This is a genomic window from Afipia dichlorophenoxyacetatis (genome assembly GCF_055386385.1).
On sequence record NZ_AP029250.1, the window covers coordinates 5,667,464 to 5,688,643 of the forward strand.

General features: G+C 58.0%; 14 protein-coding genes and 1 tRNA gene. 7 read left to right on the plus strand and 8 right to left on the minus strand.

Translation table 11 applies throughout. The features are described 5' to 3' along the window. Nucleotides 1–226: 226 nt before the first annotated feature. The 5 genes from ACZ5C3_RS26600 to ppk2 form a co-directional block, all read right to left on the minus strand. Complete coding sequence (locus ACZ5C3_RS26600; protein ID WP_464034098.1) at nucleotides 227–760, minus strand: HdeD family acid-resistance protein; 534 nt, start codon at nucleotides 758–760, stop codon at nucleotides 227–229. A 182-nt stretch (nucleotides 761–942) separates the two neighbouring features. Beyond that, nucleotides 943–2,397, minus strand: coding sequence for a GntP family permease (locus ACZ5C3_RS26605; protein ID WP_464034099.1), 1,455 nt, complete (start codon nucleotides 2,395–2,397; stop codon nucleotides 943–945). 3 nt (nucleotides 2,398–2,400) lie between these two features. Further along, nucleotides 2,401–3,453: a patatin-like phospholipase family protein gene (locus ACZ5C3_RS26610; protein WP_464044372.1), complete on the minus strand. Its 1,053-nt coding sequence runs from the start codon at nucleotides 3,451–3,453 to the stop codon at nucleotides 2,401–2,403. Nucleotides 3,454–3,796: 343 nt separating this feature from the next. Beyond that, on the minus strand, nucleotides 3,797–5,467 hold the full coding sequence (locus ACZ5C3_RS26615; RefSeq protein ID WP_464034101.1) for a Na/Pi cotransporter family protein: 1,671 nt from the start codon (nucleotides 5,465–5,467) through the stop codon (nucleotides 3,797–3,799). A 162-nt stretch (nucleotides 5,468–5,629) separates the two neighbouring features. Further along, entirely contained in the window at nucleotides 5,630–6,427 is a 798-nt protein-coding gene (gene ppk2, locus ACZ5C3_RS26620; protein ID WP_464034102.1) for a polyphosphate kinase 2, read from the minus strand. Between the two features lie 369 nt (nucleotides 6,428–6,796). Between ppk2 and ACZ5C3_RS26625 the strand changes: the two genes are divergently transcribed. The 3 genes from ACZ5C3_RS26625 to ACZ5C3_RS26635 all read left to right on the plus strand — a co-directional run bounded on the left by ACZ5C3_RS26625 (nucleotide 6,797) and on the right by ACZ5C3_RS26635 (nucleotide 14,001). Next, complete coding sequence (locus ACZ5C3_RS26625) at nucleotides 6,797–9,547, plus strand: HAD-IC family P-type ATPase (RefSeq protein WP_464034103.1); 2,751 nt, start codon at nucleotides 6,797–6,799, stop codon at nucleotides 9,545–9,547. A gap of 297 nt (nucleotides 9,548–9,844) precedes the next feature. After that, a complete protein-coding gene (locus ACZ5C3_RS26630; RefSeq protein ID WP_464038439.1) occupies nucleotides 9,845–10,939 on the plus strand; it encodes an efflux RND transporter periplasmic adaptor subunit in 1,095 nt (364 codons plus the stop codon). Continuing rightward, nucleotides 10,936–14,001 carry an efflux RND transporter permease subunit gene (locus tag ACZ5C3_RS26635; RefSeq protein ID WP_464034104.1) on the plus strand — a complete coding sequence of 1,022 codons (3,066 nt, stop codon included), beginning with the start codon at nucleotides 10,936–10,938 and terminating at the stop codon, nucleotides 13,999–14,001. Before ACZ5C3_RS26630 ends, ACZ5C3_RS26635 begins: the two co-directional genes overlap by 4 nt. A gap of 92 nt (nucleotides 14,002–14,093) precedes the next feature. Here ACZ5C3_RS26635 and ACZ5C3_RS26640 read toward each other — a convergent pair whose 3' ends face one another. The 3 genes from ACZ5C3_RS26640 to ACZ5C3_RS26650 all read right to left on the minus strand — a co-directional run bounded on the left by ACZ5C3_RS26640 (nucleotide 14,094) and on the right by ACZ5C3_RS26650 (nucleotide 17,604). Further along, nucleotides 14,094–14,573 carry a DUF992 domain-containing protein gene (locus ACZ5C3_RS26640; RefSeq protein WP_464034105.1) on the minus strand — a complete coding sequence of 160 codons (480 nt, stop codon included), beginning with the start codon at nucleotides 14,571–14,573 and terminating at the stop codon, nucleotides 14,094–14,096. 1,335 nt (nucleotides 14,574–15,908) lie between these two features. Next, nucleotides 15,909–15,985: transfer RNA gene (locus tag ACZ5C3_RS26645), tRNA-Arg, on the minus strand. A 140-nt stretch (nucleotides 15,986–16,125) separates the two neighbouring features. Then, on the minus strand, nucleotides 16,126–17,604 hold the full coding sequence (locus ACZ5C3_RS26650) for an ATP-binding protein (RefSeq protein ID WP_464044373.1): 1,479 nt from the start codon (nucleotides 17,602–17,604) through the stop codon (nucleotides 16,126–16,128). A 329-nt stretch (nucleotides 17,605–17,933) separates the two neighbouring features. Here ACZ5C3_RS26650 and rpmH point away from each other — a divergent pair, with 329 nt between their 5' ends. The 4 genes from rpmH to yihA are packed head-to-tail and all read left to right on the plus strand — an operon-like array spanning nucleotide 17,934 to nucleotide 21,084. After that, complete coding sequence (gene rpmH / locus ACZ5C3_RS26655) at nucleotides 17,934–18,068, plus strand: 50S ribosomal protein L34 (protein ID WP_006609582.1); 135 nt, start codon at nucleotides 17,934–17,936, stop codon at nucleotides 18,066–18,068. 49 nt (nucleotides 18,069–18,117) lie between these two features. Then, nucleotides 18,118–18,507 (plus strand): ribonuclease P protein component, encoded by a 390-nt coding sequence (gene rnpA, locus ACZ5C3_RS26660; RefSeq protein WP_464034107.1) that lies wholly within the window; start codon nucleotides 18,118–18,120, stop codon nucleotides 18,505–18,507. A 3-nt stretch (nucleotides 18,508–18,510) separates the two neighbouring features. Continuing rightward, complete coding sequence (gene yidC / locus ACZ5C3_RS26665) at nucleotides 18,511–20,355, plus strand: membrane protein insertase YidC (protein WP_464034108.1); 1,845 nt, start codon at nucleotides 18,511–18,513, stop codon at nucleotides 20,353–20,355. Nucleotides 20,356–20,415: 60 nt separating this feature from the next. Next, complete coding sequence (gene yihA, locus ACZ5C3_RS26670) at nucleotides 20,416–21,084, plus strand: ribosome biogenesis GTP-binding protein YihA/YsxC (protein ID WP_464044374.1); 669 nt, start codon at nucleotides 20,416–20,418, stop codon at nucleotides 21,082–21,084. Nucleotides 21,085–21,180: the final 96 nt, after the last annotated feature.

A 21,180-nucleotide genomic window follows, 5' to 3' on the forward strand; every position in this document is an offset into this window, starting at 1 on the left:
GGGCGCTCGCAAGAGCACAGACGTGGATCGAACGCCTCAGCGTAATCCATGCGGTTTCGTTAGCTCAGTTTTTTTTCAACGGGCGCAACAAAGCACCTCGGCACGTTGATCGAATACCGCAAACTTCCTGGTCAAGTTTTCTTGAGACAATGATAAAAGGCGACCGCTCCCACACGCGCGAGCGGCGCCAGTTCATTGCAGAAGCATCTTCCTTCGGTCAGCGAAGTCAGCGCCGGGCACGAAACGCCAGCGCGATGAGTGAAACACCCTGGATAAGGAGCAGCACGGCGAACACAAACGGCACCGCCAATGCAGCGGCCATGGGAGCGCTCAATAGCAGCAATCCAATGAGCAGGTTGATAACGCCCCGGATGAATGAACCAATGCCACCACCCGAGAACCCGCCAATGAGTTCCAACACGCCGATAATCAACCCCTCGATGCCGAAAACGATGACAATGGCCGTTGGCACCGTCAATGCGGCGACCAATGGATGCCTCACAATCAAAATACCTGCCGCAACGCTCACAAGTCCGATCAGCAACGACCATATCCACGGCACAGAGCGATCGACAAACATTTGAACGAGCGAAAGAACGCCGCTGACGATCCAGTAGAAACCAAGAAACGTGACCAGCGCGACGAGCGTGGTGCCGGGCGCAGTGAGGAGCATCAAGCCCAGGAGAATTCCGGCGATGCCCTGGAGTAGAAAGACCCACCAGATACTTGATTGCGAGGGCTGCAAGGTTGTCGTGGTCATAACGTCGATCTCCTATTTTGCTTTAATTGCAACGGGATCTCTCGCCAGCTTGTAACAATCCTCTTCGTGCCGATTTAGCGCGGCCATTCCAGGCGAGCCGTTTAGGCCGCCCTGCAGATTTTACGCAGAAAAGCAGCCAATGTGAAAAGTCCTTTCGGACATGCATCGATAGCTTTCCACCGTCAAAACGACCCGAATGCGGATCCTAGGACAATAACAGCAGCGAGCGCGATCAGCGCGCTGACAATTCCGACCATGACGATGTCCAGATAGCTTTCGCGATGTGTGCAACCGCAAACAGCGAGCAGCGTTACCACCGCGCCGTTGTGCGGCAGGCTATCGAGGGTCCCGGAGCCGATCGTGGCGACCCGGTGCATAAGCGAGGGATCGATACCTTGCTCCGCTGCGATGCGCATATAGGTGCTGCCGAGCGCATCGAGCGCGATCGTCATGCCACCGGAGGCCGAACCGGTCAGAGCGGCGAGCACATTGGTCGCGACCGCTAGCGAGACCAGCGGGCCGCCTTCGATCGAGAGGACCCAGTCACGCACAAGCGAGAACGCCGGCAGCGCCGCAACGACAGCGCCAAAGCCCACAAGGCTGGCGACGCTGAATGCCGGCAAGACGGAGGCGTTGGCACCCGCGTCCATGCTTTGACGCAGTGCCGGCAGCCGCCGACGGTTGATCAGAACGAGCGTCAGGATCGCAGCCGCGAGCGCCACCACCACGGACCAAACGCCCGCGACCGCGGACAGCGACGTACCTCCCCAGCGCTCCTCCGCCAGAAAGGAAAAATCGAGCCGCGGCAAAATGAGAAGCGACATCAGAAGATTGACGCTGACGACAACGATGAGTGGCAGCACAGCGGTGCCGATTGGCACCGCGGCATCACTGTGATGACCATGGCGAAGTTCCGCCGGATCGAACTCGCGCGCGGTCGTCGCTCGCTCCCGGATGATCTCATCAGCGGCGATGGCATCGGGAATGATATCGGCTTCGACGCCAAAGCCCTCACCCGCACGTTGCGCCGCCCGTTCGGCACGCGCAAGCCACCACAAACCAAAGACCAGCATGATGATTGAGGCGATAATGCCCAATCCCGGCGCTGCAAACGGCGTCGTGCCGAAGAACGGCATCGGAATCGCATTCTGAATCGCGGGCGTGCCCGGGAATGCCGTCATCGTGAACGTCGATGTGCCGAGCGCGATAGCCGCCGGCATCAGCCGCCGCGGGATGTTTGCGGTCCGAAACAGTGCCTGCGCCATCGGCGCCAGCACAAAAAAGGCGACGAACAAGCTGACGCCGCCATATGTCACCAGTGCACCCGCCAGCACGACTGCCAGTATAGCGCGACGCGGCCCCAATCGTTCCGTCATGAAGTTCGCGATGGCCTCAACCGAGCCACTGTCGTCCATGAGCTTGCCGAACAAGGCGCCCAACAGGAACAGCGGGAAAAATTGCGCGAGAAACTGTGTCGCGCTGCTCATGAATGTCTGTGTCCAATGAGCGAGCAGCGGCTCTCGCGAAATGGCGGCTGCAACCAGTGCGGCCGCGGGCGCGAGCAGCAGAACACTCCAGCCGCGATAAGCCAGAAAGATCAGTATCCCGAGTGCGAAGAGAATTCCTAGAAGGCCCATGATTCAGACCTGCTCCAGAAGAACATCTAAATTGAGCGTAGACGTTTTTCCCACGCGCTCACCGTTAGCTTCCAGGAAGGATTCGGCGCTACTGCGGCCTTCACCATGCAGCATGGTTAGAAAATCCCATTCCGCATTGAATTTTGAAGATGCTCCAAGTTTGGCGAGAGCCGCGCTCGCAATCAGGTGCATCCGCATCCCTGCCCAGCGCGCCCCCTCACCGGTGCCTGCGTCAGCGACCTGCCGAAGCAGCGCGATCATGCGCAGCTCCTTCAGCAACGTGGCGTTGAACGACACCTCATTCAATCGATCGAGAATCTCACGTGCTGACCGCGGCGTCCCCTGGCGTTCGACAGGGTTGACCGCGACCAGCAGCGTATCCCTCGATTCACACTCCCGCACCAGCGGCGTAATGGTGGGATTGCCGGAATAGCCGCCATCCCAATAAGGCTCGCCATCAATCTCTATCGCCTGAAACAACGTCGGCAGACAGGCGGAGGCCAGCAACACATCGGGCGTGAGCTCGGCGTTCCGAAACACACGCCCGCGGCCGGTGCGAACATTGGTTGCCGTGACAAACAAGCGGATGGGCGACTCTGCCACTCGCTTGAAATCGACGCACTCTTCCAGAATTTCCCTCAGCGGATTAACGCCTCGCGGGTTGATGTCATAAGGAGAGAATAGGCGCGCGGCCAGGTCGAAGGCGACAAAGAAAGGCGACGTATCCAACGTCCAGCGGCCCAGGAGCATGTCCAACGGACTTCGCCGGATAGGGCTGAACCGCGCCGCATCCGATACGCGCTGCCAGAACACCTCAAGCGCCGCCCTCGCGCCTTCCGGCCCGCCCGCGGCGTATCCATCTGCCAGGACAACCGCATTCATCGCCCCCGCTGACGTGCCGGAAATTCCGTCGATCCGCAGCCACGGCTCCTCAAGCAATCGATCAAGCACGCCCCAGGTAAAGGCGCCATGAGATCCGCCGCCTTGCAGCGCCAGATCAACCAGAATCGTATCGCGAGCCTGACGAACAGAAGTATCGGAAGGAGCAGACATCATGCACTCCCCAATTACAGCGCATCAAAATGTACGCCGGCAACGATTTCAGCGCTATGACGTTCTGGCTCTACGGACCTTCATATCGAGCGATAAAGCTCGCTCCGACGCAAGTGTTGCGCAAAGCCGAATTGTGGACGTTCTCATCACAGCCAATTCAGTCAATCGATAAGAATTGAACCGGTTTTGATTCTCCGCGCTCACAGACCTGAAAGCATCGGCTCGCCACTCAGGAGAACATGTGAGTATCAGCATAAAGCAGCAGTAAATGTCGTTATCTCTGCAGGCGGGAGCAAAGTAATCTTCAGCAAGAGAAGTACCAAATCGAGAGCCTGGATATCGCACGTCAGTTCTGTTTACCGTCACCAATCAAATGAGCCGCGCAACGCCAGGCATGATGCGCAAACATTTCGAGGCGTCGCGCCGCGTCGACACGGACAATCGCCTCGTCGGCAGTCAAGCCTCCGCTTCCAACCGCACCCAAGGTCGCCGTGCGATAAGCGGGCTGCGCATCTTTCAGAGCTTTCGCAGAATTCTCAAGCTGAACAAGAGCCCCGTCAGCCAACGTCGCACCCTCTGCGGGGGCCACAGCATCAGCCCCCTCATGAACGCCGGTTTGAGAAACTTTAGCAGCGACCAAGGCCGCATTGCGCATTGCGTCCGCGCACAATTGCGTGACACGCGTATTGTCGGGACTGTCTTTTCCCGAACCAACGTCAGTGTCTTTACTTGCTGCTTCCGCAAGCCGAGAGGCGTGGTCGAGCGCGTGTAGGGTACTGGTTAATCGGCGGTGATCTTCCTCTGTTTCCGGCGGGCCACTCACGTCCGCGATAAACTCTTGCGTCTGGCGAAGGGCGTCGGCCGCCTCTGCCATTGAGGCATTGCCAGGGCGAACGGCTCCTCCAGGATTGTTGGACTCCAGTTGAGCATTGATAGAACCGCAGATCGCTTCAAGGGCGCGTGCAACCGTTCGTCGCGCGGCCTCAATAGCCGCAATCGGAATTGCAAGGGCTGCGGGATCAAGACATCGGGTGAGCAGAGAACCTCGCTCCGGCAGGAGACGTTCAACGAATTTCGTGAATTTGTCGACGATCGGCAGCAACACCAACACGCCGACAACGTTATACGCCGTGTGATAGGCGGCCAACAGGCTAACGCCATCGATCGTGTTTGAGGCGCGAACCATCAGAGGCGTGACAACTGGAAAGAGCACCAGGGCGATCACAGCGGCGATCAACTTGAACAGGATGTAGGCAAGCGCCAGTCGTTTGGCGGTGCTGCTCGCACCAATCGCCGCCAAAGCAGAACTGGTTGCCGTCCCGATGTTTTGACCAATGATGAGAGCACACGCCTGATCGAGCCCGACGGCCCCGGCATAAAAAGCGGACAACGTCACAGCGATTGCTGCGGTCGAGGACTGCATGAGCGTGGTCATCACCAGCCCGACAATCACCAGAATCAGCACTCCCAAAAAGCCAGACCACCAGCCGGCTCCCGCTGCAGCGGTAACAGCGGGCAAGTCCGCCGGATGCAGTTGTTCGGCTAGTCCTCCCATGCCCTGCTGCAAAGTTGTGAGCCCAAAAAGCACAAGAGCGAAGCCCGCAAGGGATGCACCCGCTGCAGAGATACGACCGCGACCCAGGAGCTTAACCAGCGCACCGATAAAAATCAGAGGTAGTGCAAAGGACGTGAGCGAAACACGAACACCGATGAGCGCAACCAGCCAGCCGGTCCCCGTCGTTCCGATGTTCGCGCCGAAGACGAGACCGAGCCCCTGAGGAAACGTGAGCAGGCCGGCGCTCACCAAGCCGATTGTCGTCATCGTCGTCGCACTCGACGACTGCACAAGGAGGGTTACGATCGCTCCCCAGAACACGCCCGACAGGGGCGTCGCCGCCGCCTTGCTTAACACGGTTCGCAGCGATGCTCCGGCCATGGCCTTAAGGCCGCCGGTCATGACCGACATGCCAAGCAAGAACAAGCCTACGCCACCAATAACTGCGATCGTTGTCGACATGCCAGCTCCTGGGCTGAACCACCACATCAGTTAAGATTGCGGAGAGCGACGACATGAATATGAAGCAAAGCATGCTCCTCTGCGACACCAGCGCTGACCAGGCATGCCGTGCCGTAGGCTAAACTGTCCGCCGTCTTCTGACGTCACATTCGATACACGTATCTAGAACTTTTCCTCCACGAAGTGCCGCCCCTCGAGCGTTGCCTGATCATCATACGCGCCCTTAACATCGCGCTTGGGAAGCTTCACAAGCTTCCTCTGTGTCTTTTTATAGGGAATCAAGCCGAGCAGATGACTGATACAGTTGAGGCGTGCGCGACGCTTGTCATCGGAGCGCACAATAAACCATGGAGCGAAATCGGTGTCCGTCGCCTCGAACATGATATCGCGCGCGCGTGAGTATTCGAACCACTTGCGCCGGGAGCAAAGGTCCGTTGGGCTCAGCTTCCACTGACGAAGCGGATCGGTGATGCGTGCCTCGAAGCGACGTTTCTGCTCCGCGTCACTCACCTCCATCCAGAATTTGATCAGAAAAATGCCGTCATCCACAGCATATCGTTCGAATTCCGGACAAACCTCAAGAAAGCGCTGGTGCTGATGCTTTGAACAAAAACCCATGACGTACTCGACACCCGCGCGATTGTACCAGCTGCGATCGAAAATCACGATCTCGCCGGCTGCGGGAAAGTGCCGAAAGAAACGCTGCATATAAACTTGCGATCTCTCGCGATCCGAGGGAGCAGGCAAAGCCACAACGCGGAAGACGCGCGGACTTACGCGTTCGGTCAGGGCCTTGATCGTGCCTCCTTTGCCGGCCGCGTCGCGCCCTTCAAAGACCACGACCACGCGGAGACCTTTTTCCTTCACCCAATCCTGAAGAGCACACAGCTCAACCTGCAGGCCGCGGAGCGCATTCTCATAGTCCTTGCGCGCCATTGGCTTATCGGATGCGACGACCATACTGTACCCTCCGGATTGGATTAAGGTTCGCAGCCTTGGTGCAGCAATTAGCCAAACAGCATGATAGCCGGTCGTCCTTCGCGCGACAGTGTCTTTTATCGCCAGTTGAAAGGATGCGGACTATCAATAACTTGGTGATCGCGATGAGACCGTCTTGTTGCGTTGCAACTCAGAAAGCTCGGCATCATGGCGGCCAAGCCCAGAGCCCCTTGGATGAGGTGCTCATCGAACGTTGAGGCACCTCCTTTACTCGCGTTTCCAAGACGATCTAAACTCCATCCCCGGCGGATTGCGGTTTGGTGAACTCTTCGCTCCGCTGCACGTCGATTGGTCGAACTCTGGTGCAAATCAAAACCACGGAGTACGCCGATGACCACGATAGCGAGCAACGTGTCCGAACACGGCTCAACACCATGGCATGCGGTTGCAGCAGACGATGTGCTGCGGCGGCTGGACACTAATCTGCAATCCGGCCTCGCCTCATCCGATGTTCAGCGCCGTCTTGAGACATATGGCCAGAACAAATTGCCTGAAGGCCGCAAACGCGGACCGTTCATGCGATTCCTTATGCAGTTCAATAATGTCCTGGTTTACGTTCTGCTCGCCGCGGGTTTCGTTAAACTGATGATGGGCCTTTGGCTCGATGCCTCCATCATTCTGGGCGTCGTCATTCTCAATGGGCTTCTCGGATTTATCCAGGAAGGAAAAGCTGAGGAGGCGCTGGATTCAATCCGAAGCATGCTGTCCGCGGAGGCAAGAACCCTGCGCGCTGGAGAAACTCGCTTTGTCCCAAGTGAGGACCTCGTCCCAGGCGATGTCGTACTGCTCGAATCCGGTGACAAGATCCCCGCCGATCTCCGTCTCGTAGATGTCAGGAATTTGCGGACCGAGGAAGCGGCTCTCACCGGGGAATCCGTGCCCATCGACAAAACCACGGACGCTGTGACTGAGCGGGCGACCGTGGGCGACAGAGAGGGCATGGCCTTTTCCGGAACAATGGTGGCTTCAGGGCGCGGCACCGGTGTCGTTGTTGAAACAGGCGCCAACACAGAACTGGGCCGCATCAATCAGATGATGACGGCCGTGAGTGCTCTCGAAACACCCCTGCTGCGCCAAATCAAGAAATTCGGATATGCCATCACCGCGGTGATCGGCGTCGTCAGCGTGATCGTTTTTCTCTTTGGCCGTTTTGTAAGGCAGATGCCCTTCATTGACATCTTTCAATCCGTGGTGAGCATTGCCGTGTCCGCCATTCCGGAAGGGCTGCCGGCTCTCATCACGGTCACCCTGGCAATCGGCGTGCAGCGGATGGCCCAGCGTAACGCTATCATTCGTCAGTTGCCGGCCGTCGAGACGCTCGGTTCAGTATCCCGAATTTGCTCAGACAAGACCGGCACGCTGACTCTGATGGAGATGATGGTCGTCTCGGCAGTGACTGCCGGAACAACTTACACGGTGACAGGACAAGGCTATGCAGCGGCGGGCGAAATACTGAAGGACGGCAAGCCCGCCGGCCCAGATTCGACCTTGAAGCTCATGGGCAGGGTTTCGATGCTTTGCAACGATGCAGAACTGCTGCAGGAAGATGGCGTCTGGAAGGTTGAAGGAGATCCCACGGAAGGCGCACTCTATCCATTCGCCACCAAGATCGGACTCGAACGGCAGGCCGAACAATCCGCGTTTCCAAGAATCGATATCATTCCGTTTGAATCAGAACATAAGTTCATGGCCACTGTGCACCAAGACGCCACCGGCAGGACGATGCTCCTCGTCAAAGGCGCGCCGGAAGTCATCATGGATCATTGCGATCGGCAGCATATTCAAGATGACCAGTCTGCGGCGATCGAACGCGACTATTGGCTGACAGCATCAGATCTCCTCGCCGCGCAGGGCGAACGCGTGCTGGCTTTGGCATGGCTGGAGCAACCAACACTCAAAGCAGGTACGCTCAAACCAGCGGATTTACCGGGAAATCTGGTGCTGATCGGACTCATTGGATTGTTGGATCCGCCGCGACAGGAAGCCATTGAAGCCGTTAAAGACTGCCACCGCGGCGGCATCCGCGTCACCATGATCACTGGCGACCACAAGATTACCGCTGCCGCCATTGCAGAAATGCTGGGCATCGGCGACGGGAAAACCGCCATCACGGGCGCCGAAATCGAGGACATGGATACTGCGACGTTGCAGGACCGCGTCCGAGACGTCGACGTCTTTGCGAGGGCCAGCCCGGAACACAAGCTTCGCCTCGTGAAAGCGATTCAAGCAAATCGGCAAGTCGTCGCGATGACCGGCGACGGGGTGAACGACGCGCCAGCCTTGAAGAAAGCCGACATTGGCGTTGCCATGGGAATCAAGGGCACCGAGGTGACCAAGGAAGCCGCTGAGATGGTGCTCGCCGATGACAACTTCGCCTCAATCACGGCGGCGGTTAAAGAGGGACGGACGGTCTATAACAACATTGAAAAGGCGATCCTGTTCATGTTGCCGACGAACGTCGCCCAGGCACTTGTGATCATGGCGGCCATTTTTGTCGGCTTTACTGCGCCGATTACCGCACCTCAAATCCTGTGGGTGAATATGGTGACGTCCGTCGCACTCGGGCTTGTGATCTCGTTCGAACCACACGAACTTGATGTCATGCAACAACCGCCACGCGCCGTCGATCTTCCAATCCTGGATTCGTTCGGTGTGTGGCGCGTCGCCTTCGTCGGCTTGGCGTTGCTCATACTCACCCTGTGGGCATTCTTCTGGATGAAGTCGAACGGAGCATCCGATGCACTTGCCCGGGCTGTTGCCGTGAATGCGCTGGTCATCGGTCAGGTCTTCTATCTGCTCAACAGCCGGTACAAAATTGACTCATCCCTGTCTCTAAAGGCGCACATGGACAACAAATACTTGGCGCTGGGTATCGGCGCGGTTGTGGTGCTGCAGTTGTTGTTCACCTATGCGCCGCCTCTTCAGGCCTTGTTCGAAACTGAAGCCATTCCGCTCGCAGTATGGCCACGGCTCTTGTTAGGTGGCCTCATCTTCTTCCTGGTGGTCGAGGGCGAGAAATTTCTCATTCGAAGAATGCGTGCGGCGCAACCTGCAAATACTGTCGTTCAACGAACTGGGTAGGTTTGCGCTATCTCGCCAGCGAGCAATGAGCGCCTCTTGGCGGCTTCATTACATGCGCTCGTTGACGTAATACCTTTGGGTACTGCTCAACCGCAATTGCTATCTTTAATCCGCAAAATCCGATAAACTGATTGGCGAAGGCTATCGTGGTTTTCGAAGATTTTAGACAATTACGAAACGGGCGTGATTGCCATAGCGTCACGCAACAAGAGCCGCAAAAACAAAATGGGAATAAGAGCGCGATAGATAAAGCGACGCAGCCGGAAGGGCTTTGTCATGTCTGCATACGTCGATCGTATGAGTCAGATATGTCGTGCGACGCGGTTGCTATTCATCGCTTTCATAATCCCAGCCGTGCTTGCCGCATGTCAGCGTGAGGCGGAAACTTCTGCTGCCCCGCAAGCACGGCCCGTAAGAGCTATAACAGTTGAAAAACGCGAAGCCGGAACGCCGCTGATATTCACCGGTCGCGTCGAAGCGGAAGACGAAGTGGCGCTTGCGTTCCGTATTTCGGGGCGTTTGCTCGAAACCAACAGAAAGCTCGGAGATCGCGTAGAACCGGGACAGGTGTTAGCGCGCCTCGAATCCCAGAACGAGTTAAACACGCTGCGGCAAGCCCAGGCAGGTCTCGCTGCAGCGCAGGGCCAATTGACCCAGGCGCGCAATCATTTTGAGCGCCAGGAAACACTTTTGGCGCAAGGCTGGACAACCCGTGCAAATTTCGATCAGGCGAAACAGGCACAACAAACCGCCCAATCGCAAGTTGACGCTGCCGAAGCCCAACTCAAGGTTGCGCATGATCTAGTCAGCTTCACTGAACTCAAGGCGGACGCGCCCGGCGTTTTGACGGCCACCGGCCCCTCGGCGGGTGAGGTGGTCCAGGCGGGACAAAGCATTGTCCGCATCGCGCGAAAGGACGGGCGTGATGCAATCTTCGACATTCCGTCGCAAATCATCCGAACAGCGCCGAGCGATCCTCAAATCACCGTAAGTCTTGCGGACGACCCAGCGGTGACTGCGCGCGGGCGCATCCGAGAAGTCGCTCCTCAGGCTAATCCTGCAACGAGAGCTTTCGAGGTGAAGGTTGGATTGACCGATCCACCGCCAGCAATGCGCCTCGGGGCAACAGTGACCGGGCGCATGGAGACGGTGGCTGTCCCGATCATCGAAATCCCGGCAACGGCACTGACGAAAATAAATCAGCAACCGGCGGTTTGGATTGTCGACCCGGCGAACAATACCGTCTCGATGCGGAATGTTGACGTCCTGCGTTTCGATCAGGCCCAGGTGGCCGTCTCCCAGGGGCTCGACACCGGCGAAATCGTTGTCACCGCAGGTGTACAAGCCTTGCACCCCGGTCAGAAGATTCGCGTGCTCGGATCGACGCCATGACTCGCTTTAATCTATCAGGATGGGCACTGAGGCACCGCTCACTTGTCGCGTATCTCATGATCATCGCTGTGATCGCGGGCGTGTTATCCTATTTTCGCCTCGGGCGCAGCGAGGATCCGTCTTTCATCATCAAGACAATGATCGTCCAGGCCGCATGGCCCGGCGCGACTGTCGAAGATACGCTCAAGCAGGTCACCGAGCGGATCGAACGCAAGCTTCAGGAAACGCCTCATCTCGACTTTCTGCGCAGTTATACGAGTGCCGGCGTTACCACGATCTTTGTCAACCTTGAGGGCAGCGCGAGCGCGAAACAGGTTGCTGATACCTGGTACCAGGTTCGCAAGAACGTCGGCGATATTCGCCACACGCTTCCCGCGGGCATCGTCGGACCCGGCTTCAACGATGATTTCGGCGATACATTCGGAATCATTTACGGCTTCACGAGCGACGGCTTCACCCATCGTGACCTTCGCGATTATGTTGAAGAAGTTCGCTCGAAGCTGCTTCTTGTCAAAGATGTATCGAAAATCGAATTACTAGGCGCTCAAGATGAGAGAATTTTTGTTGAATTCTCGATGAAAGAGCTCGCCGGTTTGGGTATTGACCGCTCCGCACTGATCGCGGCGCTCCAGGCGCAAAATATCGTACGCCCGTCCGGCACGATTCAAACGGGTTATGAAAGCCTTTCACTGCGCGTATCGGGGGCGTTTCGATCCGAGCAGGACGTCGCGAACGTCAATTTCGTCGTCGGCGGACGCACCCTTCGTCTCAGCGACATCGCGCAGGTTCGCCGCGCCTACGCCGACCCGCCACAGCCAATGTTTCGCGTCGATGGTGAACCAGCAATCGGCTTGGCCATCGCTATGCGCGATGGCGGTGACATTCTTGCTCTCGGCAAGAACATTAAGAACGCAATGGCGCAGATCACCGCCGACCTGCCAATTGGTATCGAACCGATATTGGTGGCTGATCAGGCCGTAACCGTCGATGGCGCAATTTCCGAATTCATGACATCCCTGTTGCAGGCGATTGCGATCATTCTTGTCACGAGTTTCATCAGTCTTGGCATTCGCCCAGGCCTGATCATCGCGCTCTCCATTCCTTTGACCCTCGCCATCGTGTTCCCCATCATGAAAATGGCGGGCATCGACATGCAGCGCATCTCGCTCGGCGCTCTGATCATCGCCCTCGCGTTGCTCGTCGACGATGCCATGACCACCACAGACGCAACGTTAAATCGGTTAGCCCAAGGCGACAGCAAGGTCGAAGCTGCGACATTCGCGTTCCGCACTTACGCGTTTGCCATGCTCGCCGGAACGCTCGTCACCATCGCAGGATTCGTCCCAGTCGGTTTCGCGGCAAGCTCTGCGGGCGAATACACGTTTTCTCTCTTTGCTGTCGTCAGCATCGCGCTGATCGTGTCCTGGTTCGTCGCGGTCGTTTTCGCACCGCTGCTGGGTGTCGTGATCCTGAAGCCGCCCAACACAGCCCAAGACGCCGGCCCCGGGAAAATCTCGCAATGGTATCGGGGATTTCTCACCACGGCCATGAAAGCGAAATGGCTGACGATCATTCTCGCACTGGCCTTCTTTGCTGCGTCCTTTCTCGCGCTTCCCCTCATTCCGCGACAATTCTTCCCATCGTCCGATCGTCCGGAACTTCTCGTCGATCTTAGCCTACCCCAGAGCGCGTCAATCTATGCCAGCGAGGCTGCAGCAAAGCGCTTCGATGCAGCCCTCAAGGGTGACACAGATGTCGCGCGCTGGAGCACCTACGTCGGGCGCGGCGCCATCCGCTTCTACTTGCCGCTGAACGTCCAACTGCCGAACGACTTCTTCACCCAAGCAGTGATCGTTGCAAAGGACGTTCCAGCGCGTGAGCGCCTTCGCACCAAGCTGGAGAAATTCCTGGCGAATGAGTTTCCAAACGCGGTCACGCGCGTCTCCCCACTCGAACTTGGCCCTCCCGTGGGCTGGCCGTTGCAATACCGCGTCAGCGGCCCAGACATTGCTCAGGTTCGAGACATTGCCCTGAAGCTCGCTCAGATTGTTGCAACCAACCCGGAGGCCGAAAAGATCAATTTTGACTGGATGGAGCCGGCGCGCCAGGTTCGCATCCGCATCGATCAAGACGAGGCGAGGCTCTTGGGCCTGAGCACGCAGGCCATCGCGTCGGTCCTCAACACCGTCATATCGGGGACGCCTGTTACTCAGGTGCGCGACGATATCTATCTGATCGACGTGGTGACGCGAGCAACCGATGAACAACGTGTTTCGCTCGCGAACATGCGGACCCTGCAGGTGCCCCTCCCGAACGGACAAACAGTTCCGCTGAGCCAGTTCGCGGCGTTCGAATATCAGCAGGAATATCCCTTGGTTTGGCGCCGTGATCGCGTACCTACGCTCACAGTCCAAGCCGACGTGGCGCCGAAAGCCTTGCCGGAGACGGTCATCAACGCGTTGACACCCGCGGTCGACGCGCTGATAAAAAATCTTCCGCGCTCATATCACGTTGTGGTGGGCGGCACGGTCGAAGAGAGCAAGAAATCCCAGGCCTCAGTCATTGCCGTCGTGCCAGTGATGTTGCTGTTGATGCTGACTGTTCTCATGGCGCAGTTGCACAGCTTTCAGCGACTGTTTCTGGTTCTGAGCGTCGCGCCGCTGGGCTTGATTGGCGTCGTGGCGGCACTTCTCTTTTCCGGCAAGCCATTGGGCTTTGTGGCGATCCTCGGGATCCTTGCCCTGATCGGAATGATCACGAAAAATGCCGTGATCCTGATCGGACAGATCGAAGCGGAGCGGGCGCAGGGTAAAACTGTCTGGGACGCAGCCATAGATGCCAGCAGCGCCCGCTTTCGCCCCATCATGCTGACGGCGATCTCGACAGTTCTCGGCATGATCCCGATTGCGCCGACGGTGTTCTGGGGACCGATGGCCTATGCGATTATGGGCGGATTGCTGGTCGCAACCGTTCTCACGCTGATTTTCTTGCCAACACTTTACGTCGCGTGGTTCGGTGGAAAGGAGCAATCCACCGAAACTCACTCGTCGGCATCAGGGTAACCGGTATGACAGCCAACACATCCGTGAGGCGTCGTAGGTTCATATCATCTCACACTTCACGCCCCTGCATCGCGTGCGTTGTGGCTATCGCCCTAGCGAAGAACCAATCTCGCGACTCCCAGAGCCAGATTGACGCCGGTTTGGCCTTCGACGGAAAGTGGCTGCAGGGAAATCGTCCGGTTGGAGCCGCCGATGAGCACATTGGCGCCAACACCAAAACCAAACGACACATCACCGCTCGCCCCCACATAGGTGCCTCGCAATGTCCCGCGGCCAACGTGCCGGCTTGGCGCGAAAACGGCCCAAAACAACCTTCCTCCTGTCGTCACGCCAACGTCGAGACCAACACGGCTAATCGTTCCCTGATACGTATAGCTCCGCCCCGTGTCGACAGATCGAAACACGCATCGAAGTCTCTGCCGCGAACCGACGATCATCCCAACTGTTGGACCAGAATTGCAGGTCAGTCCGCCGACGCGACTGCCACGACGATCTTGCGCAGACGCAGGCAGAGCCGATCCAATGATGAGTAAGCATGCAGTCGCCACAACCCATAGCCTCGACATTTTCATCTCCTCAAGAAGATCCCCGAATGAAGCGAAGTGTAGCCAGTTTATCGTACGTTCTTGTCAAGAATGTTTAGGTACCCACCTATTCCAATTCCAGAGCTCTCAAGCGTGCCGCAAGCCGTAATGCGCTATCAGTCACAGCGCAGGCAAAAGACTCGAAGCTTAGCGACGCAAACGATTCATTCCTACGACACGCCCTGTTCGGGCATCGATGCGAACGTTCAACAGGTCCCGCCCGCGGCGGGGCTCTCCCAACACGATCCAGTATCGACCACGTCGATCAACGTTGCGAACGCGAGAAACGCCACTCAACCTTGCGATGTGAAGCGCTTCCTGGCGATTGAATTCACGGTGGAATGCGCGAGCGGCCTGATCGCCGTCACGGTCGATAGCCGCTCCTTGTGCAAGAGCCGGCGAGAAACCAAACATATTGAATAAATTAAGACCAACGATCAGGGTACACGTAAGGAGTCTCTTCATCGCCGCCCCCGACTTACCAAAGCCAGATCTCGTGTCGACACGCTATCACGACCAATCTCCCATTGTCGGCATCAGATTGCGTTTGCGCCGCGATGTGTTTGATATGCAGTCAGCACCGATCGCTGTGCTGCGCCGCAAGACGTCACATCTGACTTGCGGCCTTGACCATCTCCAATACAATTCGAAGTGATAGTCGTGGTTGGGCTATCGTTGATGATGGGACGAATAACGAGCAATCAGCTCCATTCTGATTCGCAGATTCGCGATACAATCAGATGATGAGTGTGGCTGATCTGACCGCCTCGATTTTACGAGTGCACGGCTTATGAGTGTCACGTTTACAAGTAAGACTTGGCTGCGCTGCAGCGACCGGGATGCCATCCACGATACGCGCCTCCGCCGTGAAGCTCTCGCGCACACGCTCGGCGGCCGCAATCGTCGCCTGTTGATTAGGCCCACTGACAATCGCGGCGAACGGAATGCGCACGAGAAACAGGCCACCACCGAGCGCGGACCAACAGCATCAGCGCGTAGATTGTCGGAATGTAGAGTAGCGGCATGGTTCGAGTCCGGTCGCAGACCGTATACCGAAATCCGTGCTACGACTTGTTTGCGATAATTGGTAAACGCCGTCGTAACGGCCTCTGGATGCTGGAATGCGGATCTCTGTCCGTCTATCGGCTGTCGCAATGGACTTGGTCGCCTCGCGTGGTGATCTTGCGCTCACACGCGGAGTGCAGGCCGACAAACGCGGTCGAACAACCGCCCCGGGCGGCACGACTAAGCAGACATCATGAGGCGACCACGATCATCGTGACTAAGGAGTGCGCGGCCTGAATGATCCATTTTCTTTGGAAATGGCGCGCTCGAAGAGATTCGAACTCCTGACCCCCAGATTCGTAGTCTGGTGCTCTATCCAGCTGAGCTACGAGCGCGCGCTTCACGGACAATTGGGGCCAAGAAGGCCCGCCGCGAAAGAGCGCCATAGCTAACGGCTCCGACATGGCTTGGCAAGAGTCGATTCACGGATTGATTGGGGCAAGTTCAGCCCAAAACGCAAAACTGGTGAAGTTTTTCAGGCGCGAGCCCGTGCTTCGCGCAGGCTGAGCAGCTCCACGGCCCGATCCGGGATCGTAATCCGGAACGTTGCGCCGATCGTTCCCTCCACCAGATTGAGGTCTCCGCCATGAGCGCGGACCAGCTCGGCGGCGATAGCGAGGCCGAGCCCCGTCCCGCCGTCGCGGGACGAGCCCTGGAATGCCTCGAACAGGTGTTCGCGGGCTTTCACCGGAACACCCGGACCGGTGTCTGAAATCTCCAGAATCGTCACGGCGCCCTCGCGGCGACCGGTGACCCGAATCTGATGTGCCGGCGCGGACTTGGATTTCTGGCTTTCCAGCGCCTGAGCGGCATTCCGTACCAGATTGAGCAGAACCCGGAACAGTTGATCGGGATCGGCATCCACCATTAGACCACGCTCAATGGCATTGACCCACTCGATCAACGCGTCCGACGCAAGCCCTGCCGACTCGCGCACCTCATTGACGATCGGCTCGACGAGGACCAGACGACGATCAGGCGGCGCTTCCTGTGCCTTCCCATACGACAGGGTTGACTGGCAGAACGCGATGGCGCGCTCGAGCGAGCGCATCAGCTTCGGCGCGAAACGCTGCACCCGCGGATCCGGGACGCTCGCAAGCTGGTCGGACAGCAATTGTGAAGACGCCAGCAGATTGCGTAGATCGTGGTTGATCTTGGAGACCGCGAGGCCCAGCGCCGCAAGCCTGCTCTTTTGATGCAGCATCGACACAAGGTCCCGCTGCATATCTGACAACTCGCGCTCCGCGACCCCGATTTCGTCGCCTCGCCCCGATGGATCGATGATCCGGGCCGTGCTCTCAGGGTTTTCATGGAAGGCGACAAGATTCGCGGTCATACGCCGCATCGGGCGCACGAACAGATGGTGAAGTGCGTAGTAAATGAGGCCAGACGTAATGATGGCCATGACCAGTGACAGCAGCAGCAAGTTGCGGGAGAAACGGAACATCGCGTCGCGCAGCGGCTTCTCGTCGACGACGACTTCGATGAATTGCTCACCGCCCGGCGGCGGCCCGATGATGCGAATGACTTCGTCACCGTTATCGAGCATCACCTGAAACGCATCGAAGATCGCCGACCAGACTGACATCTCGCGCATATCGACGTCATGATCGATCTTCGTCGGCATGTCGGCAACGGCCAGCAGGCGCCGCTGCTGACCCGTTTTGATAGCGACCGCCCGCGCCCCGATGCTTGCGAGAATTTGCCGTGCCAAGGCATCCGGGACCATGCCCATGGGGGCTGCGTCCAGGACCAGCGCGGCGGTATTCGCCGTGGCCAGCCGGTCATTGAGCCGGTTCACCCGAAAATTGGCGATGGACGGCACGTAGATCAGGATTTCGGCGATCAGGATCAGCGGAATCGTCAGCAGCAGCAGCTTTCCGGACAGCCCAAGCCATGCCCCCGGCCGGGGCTGGGGAGCCGCTTGAGCTGGCTGCTCGCCGGATTCAGACATGAGATCGATGGCCTGCCTCTATTTTCCGCCCGAACATGCGCCTCGATGACGCCTCGGTCAAACCCCAGAAAGCATTAAGGTTTGTCCATCCAGGGACCTGGCGTATAACCCAAAGCGGATGACAGACTTAATAAATCCCAAGATTGACGAAAACAGGCCGCTCCCGTATAAGCCGCGCCAACTGTCCACGATGGCCCGGCTCGACCGGGCCGGTTCATTTTGGGGCCGAAAGGCCTCTTTTTGGAACCGAAAAATGGCCCAAACAGGCTGACATCGCCGGATTTCATCTCAATTTATCGGCGAATTGCTCGGCCAGCGGAGAACGACCCGTGAAGCGGACTTATCAACCAAGCAAACTGGTGCGCAAGCGCCGTCACGGCTTCCGTGCCCGTCTCGCGACCACGGGTGGCCGCAAGGTTCTCGCTGCGCGCCGTGCGCGCGGCCGCAAGCGTTTGAGCGCCTGAGCGGACTGCATCCGAGACCTTTTATGCTCCGGTTGAGATCGTCGAGATCATGAACCGGTTGAAACAACGTGCGGATTTCGTCGCAGCATCCCATGGACCGCGAATGGCAAGTGCTGCCTTCGTGGTCCAGAGTCGTATGCGCGATGACGATGGCCCGACTAGGGTTGGTTTTACCGTCACCAAGAAGGTTGGAACTGCCACGGAACGCAACCGCGTCCGCCGCAGGCTTCGCGAATTGGTGAAGCGGCTCGATGTCACATCCATGCGACCGCACCATGATTATGTGATAGTTGGCCGTAGAGCTGCGCTGGACCGCGGCTTCGAAACTATGTTCAACGATTTGCGCTCGGCGCTCGGTCGCCTCGAGCAGCAAAGTTCGAAACGGCTAAACAACCTGCCCCATTCAGTATCCACGCTCGAGCGGAATGACGAGACCTGAACGATGACCGATAACCGCAACACCATCCTTGCCGTCATCCTGTCCGGCCTCGTGCTGATCGCGTGGCAGTATTGGTACAACATCCCGCAGATGGAAAAGCAGCGCGCTACGCAGCAGGCCCAAAGCCAGATGGCGAATCCTGCCGGCGCGCCTGGCGCCAATCAGCCGGCAGGCGCGACGCCCGCACCTGCGGCCCCAGGACAGCAGGCGGGTGCTCCTGCGACCCAGCCCGCGGCGACACAGGCAGCTCCTATACAGCCGCGTGACACGGTGATCGCTGCTTCTCCGCGCGTGAAAATCGACACCCCAAGCGTGAGCGGCAGCATCTCGTTGACCGGCGCACGGATCGATGACGTTGCCTTGGTGAAGTACCGTGAGACGGTCGATCCAAAGTCACCGGCGATCGAGCTGCTTTCGCCGTCCGGAACGAAAGAGCCTTTCTACGCTGAATTCGGCTTCGTCCCTGCCGCCGGCTCGACCGTCAAGATGCCGGACCGCGATACTGTCTGGAAGCAGGAAGGCGCGAACGCGCTCACGCCTTCAACCCCGGCCGTACTGACCTGGGATAACGGACAGGGCCTCACCTTCAAGCGCACGATTTCCATCGACGACAAGTACCTCTTCACAATCAAGGACGAGGTCACAAACGCCGGCAGTGCGCCGGTCACGATGTATCCGTTCGGCCTGATCTCGCGCCACGGCACTCCGCCCGTCTCCGGCTACTACATCCTGCATGAAGGCTTGATCGGCGTTCTCGGCGATCATGGCTTGCAGGAATACAACTACAAGAAAATCGACGAGGCCAAGGCGGTTGAGTTCAAGGCGACCAATGCGTGGCTCGGCATCACCGACAAGTACTGGGCCGCGACGCTGCTTCCGGACCCGAAGGCTGCGGTGCAGGCGCGCTTTTCGTCAAACCTGGTCAACTCGCTACGGACCTATCAGACCGATTATCTGCTCGATCCGATCACCGTTGCGACTGGCGGCACGGCCACAACGACCACAAGTCTCTTCGCCGGCGCAAAGGAATCCAAGACCGTCGACGCGTATGACCAGCAGCTCGGACTTAACAAGTTCGATCGCCTGATCGACTGGGGCTGGTTCTACTTCATCACGCGCCCGATGTTCTTTATGATCGACTTCCTCTACCACATCGTCGGCAACTTCGGCGTCGCCATCCTGCTGGTGACGGTGTTGGTAAAGGGGATCTTCTTCCCGTTGGCGAGCAAGTCCTACGCGTCGATGGCCAAGATGAAGGCCATTCAGCCGCAGGTCGCTGCGCTCAAGGAGAAGTATCCTGACGACAAGATGAAGCAGCAGCAGGAGATGATGGAGATCTACAAGAAGGAGAAGATCAATCCGATCGCGGGTTGTCTTCCCATCGTGATCCAGATCCCCGTGTTCTTCTCGCTCTACAAGGTGCTGTTCGTCACCATCGAAATGCGGCATGCGCCGTTCTTCGGGTGGATCAAGGATTTGTCGGCACACGATCCGACCAATCTGTTCACTCTGTTCGGCCTGTTGTCCTACGATCCGACGCAGCTGCCGATCATCGGACACTATCTAGCGCTCGGCTTGTGGCCGATCATCATGGGGATCACGATGTGGTTCCAGATGAAGCTGAATCCGACACCGCCCGATCCGACGCAGAAGATGATCTTCGACTGGATGCCGCTGATCTTCACCTTCATGCTCGCATCGTTCCCTGCCGGCCTTGTGATCTACTGGGCGTGGAACAACACGCTGTCGGTGCTTCAGCAGAGCTACATCATGCGGAAAAACGGCGCGAAGGTTGAATTGTTCGACAACCTGAAGTCGACATTCGCCGGCAGTAAGAAAACGACCTGATTTCCTTAAACGTACACGCCCGGCAACTTCGCCGGGCGTTTCATATCCGAGAGCCTTCGCATGACCACCGATAACGATGCGGAGCTGATTGAAGCCGGACGAAAGATCTTCGCCGGCGAATGGAAGTTTTTCTGGGCATCGCCATCCATCGAAAGCCTGCCGCCGATGAAAGGCGTGGAGGTTGCGTTCGCTGGCCGCTCCAATGTCGGCAAATCAAGCCTCATCAACGCGCTGACCAATCGCAACGGACTGGCGCGCACCTCGCATACGCCCGGCCGCACCCAAGAACTGATTTTCTTCGAGGGCCCGACGCCTGCCGACGGCAAAGACGTGGGGCTACACTTGGTCGACATGCCTGGCTACGGCTACGCATCGGCTCCGAAGACGCAAGTCGCGTCATGGACCGCGCTGATCCATAAATTCCTGCAAGGTCGCGCCAACCTCGCGCGCGTCTATGTGCTGATCGATTCCCGTCATGGCTTCAAGGAGGTCGACGCCGACGTGCTCAAGACGCTCGACAGGGCCGCGATGAGCTATCAGGTGGTGTTGACCAAGGCCGATCAGGTGAAAAAATCGGAGCTTGAAGGCACCATGGCTTCCACCATTGAGACGCTTCGCAAGCATCCGGCAGCATTCCCGGAGATTCTCGTCACGTCATCGCGCACCGGCGCGGGCATGCCGGAGCTGCGCGCCGCAATGATTAAGCTGTTACGCGAGCGTGGAAGCTAGCACGTCACTCATCATAACGTGATGCTACAGCTTTTTACGTGCTTCATTGCGCGTAATTGAATCGGCAAACAGCCAAAACGCATAAGGCATGCGCCA

Bases quoted from the DNA above. Each gene is read 5' to 3' on its own strand.
- ACZ5C3_RS26600 (WP_464034098.1), bottom strand. From the start codon at position 760: ATGACCACGACAACCTTGCAGCCCTCGCAATCAAGTATCTGGTGGGTC.
- ACZ5C3_RS26605 (WP_464034099.1), bottom strand. From the start codon at position 2,397: ATGGGCCTTCTAGGAATTCTCTTCGCACTCGGGATACTGATCTTTCTG.
- ACZ5C3_RS26610 (WP_464044372.1), bottom strand. From the start codon at position 3,453: ATGATGTCTGCTCCTTCCGATACTTCTGTTCGTCAGGCTCGCGATACG.
- ACZ5C3_RS26615 (WP_464034101.1), bottom strand. From the start codon at position 5,467: ATGTCGACAACGATCGCAGTTATTGGTGGCGTAGGCTTGTTCTTGCTT.
- ppk2 (WP_464034102.1), bottom strand. From the start codon at position 6,427: ATGGTCGTCGCATCCGATAAGCCAATGGCGCGCAAGGACTATGAGAAT.
- ACZ5C3_RS26625 (WP_464034103.1), top strand. From the start codon at position 6,797: ATGACCACGATAGCGAGCAACGTGTCCGAACACGGCTCAACACCATGG.
- ACZ5C3_RS26630 (WP_464038439.1), top strand. From the start codon at position 9,845: ATGAGTCAGATATGTCGTGCGACGCGGTTGCTATTCATCGCTTTCATA.
- ACZ5C3_RS26635 (WP_464034104.1), top strand. From the start codon at position 10,936: ATGACTCGCTTTAATCTATCAGGATGGGCACTGAGGCACCGCTCACTT.
- ACZ5C3_RS26640 (WP_464034105.1), bottom strand. From the start codon at position 14,573: ATGAAAATGTCGAGGCTATGGGTTGTGGCGACTGCATGCTTACTCATC.
- ACZ5C3_RS26650 (WP_464044373.1), bottom strand. From the start codon at position 17,604: ATGTCTGAATCCGGCGAGCAGCCAGCTCAAGCGGCTCCCCAGCCCCGG.
- rnpA (WP_464034107.1), top strand. From the start codon at position 18,118: ATGAACCGGTTGAAACAACGTGCGGATTTCGTCGCAGCATCCCATGGA.
- yidC (WP_464034108.1), top strand. From the start codon at position 18,511: ATGACCGATAACCGCAACACCATCCTTGCCGTCATCCTGTCCGGCCTC.
- yihA (WP_464044374.1), top strand. From the start codon at position 20,416: ATGACCACCGATAACGATGCGGAGCTGATTGAAGCCGGACGAAAGATC.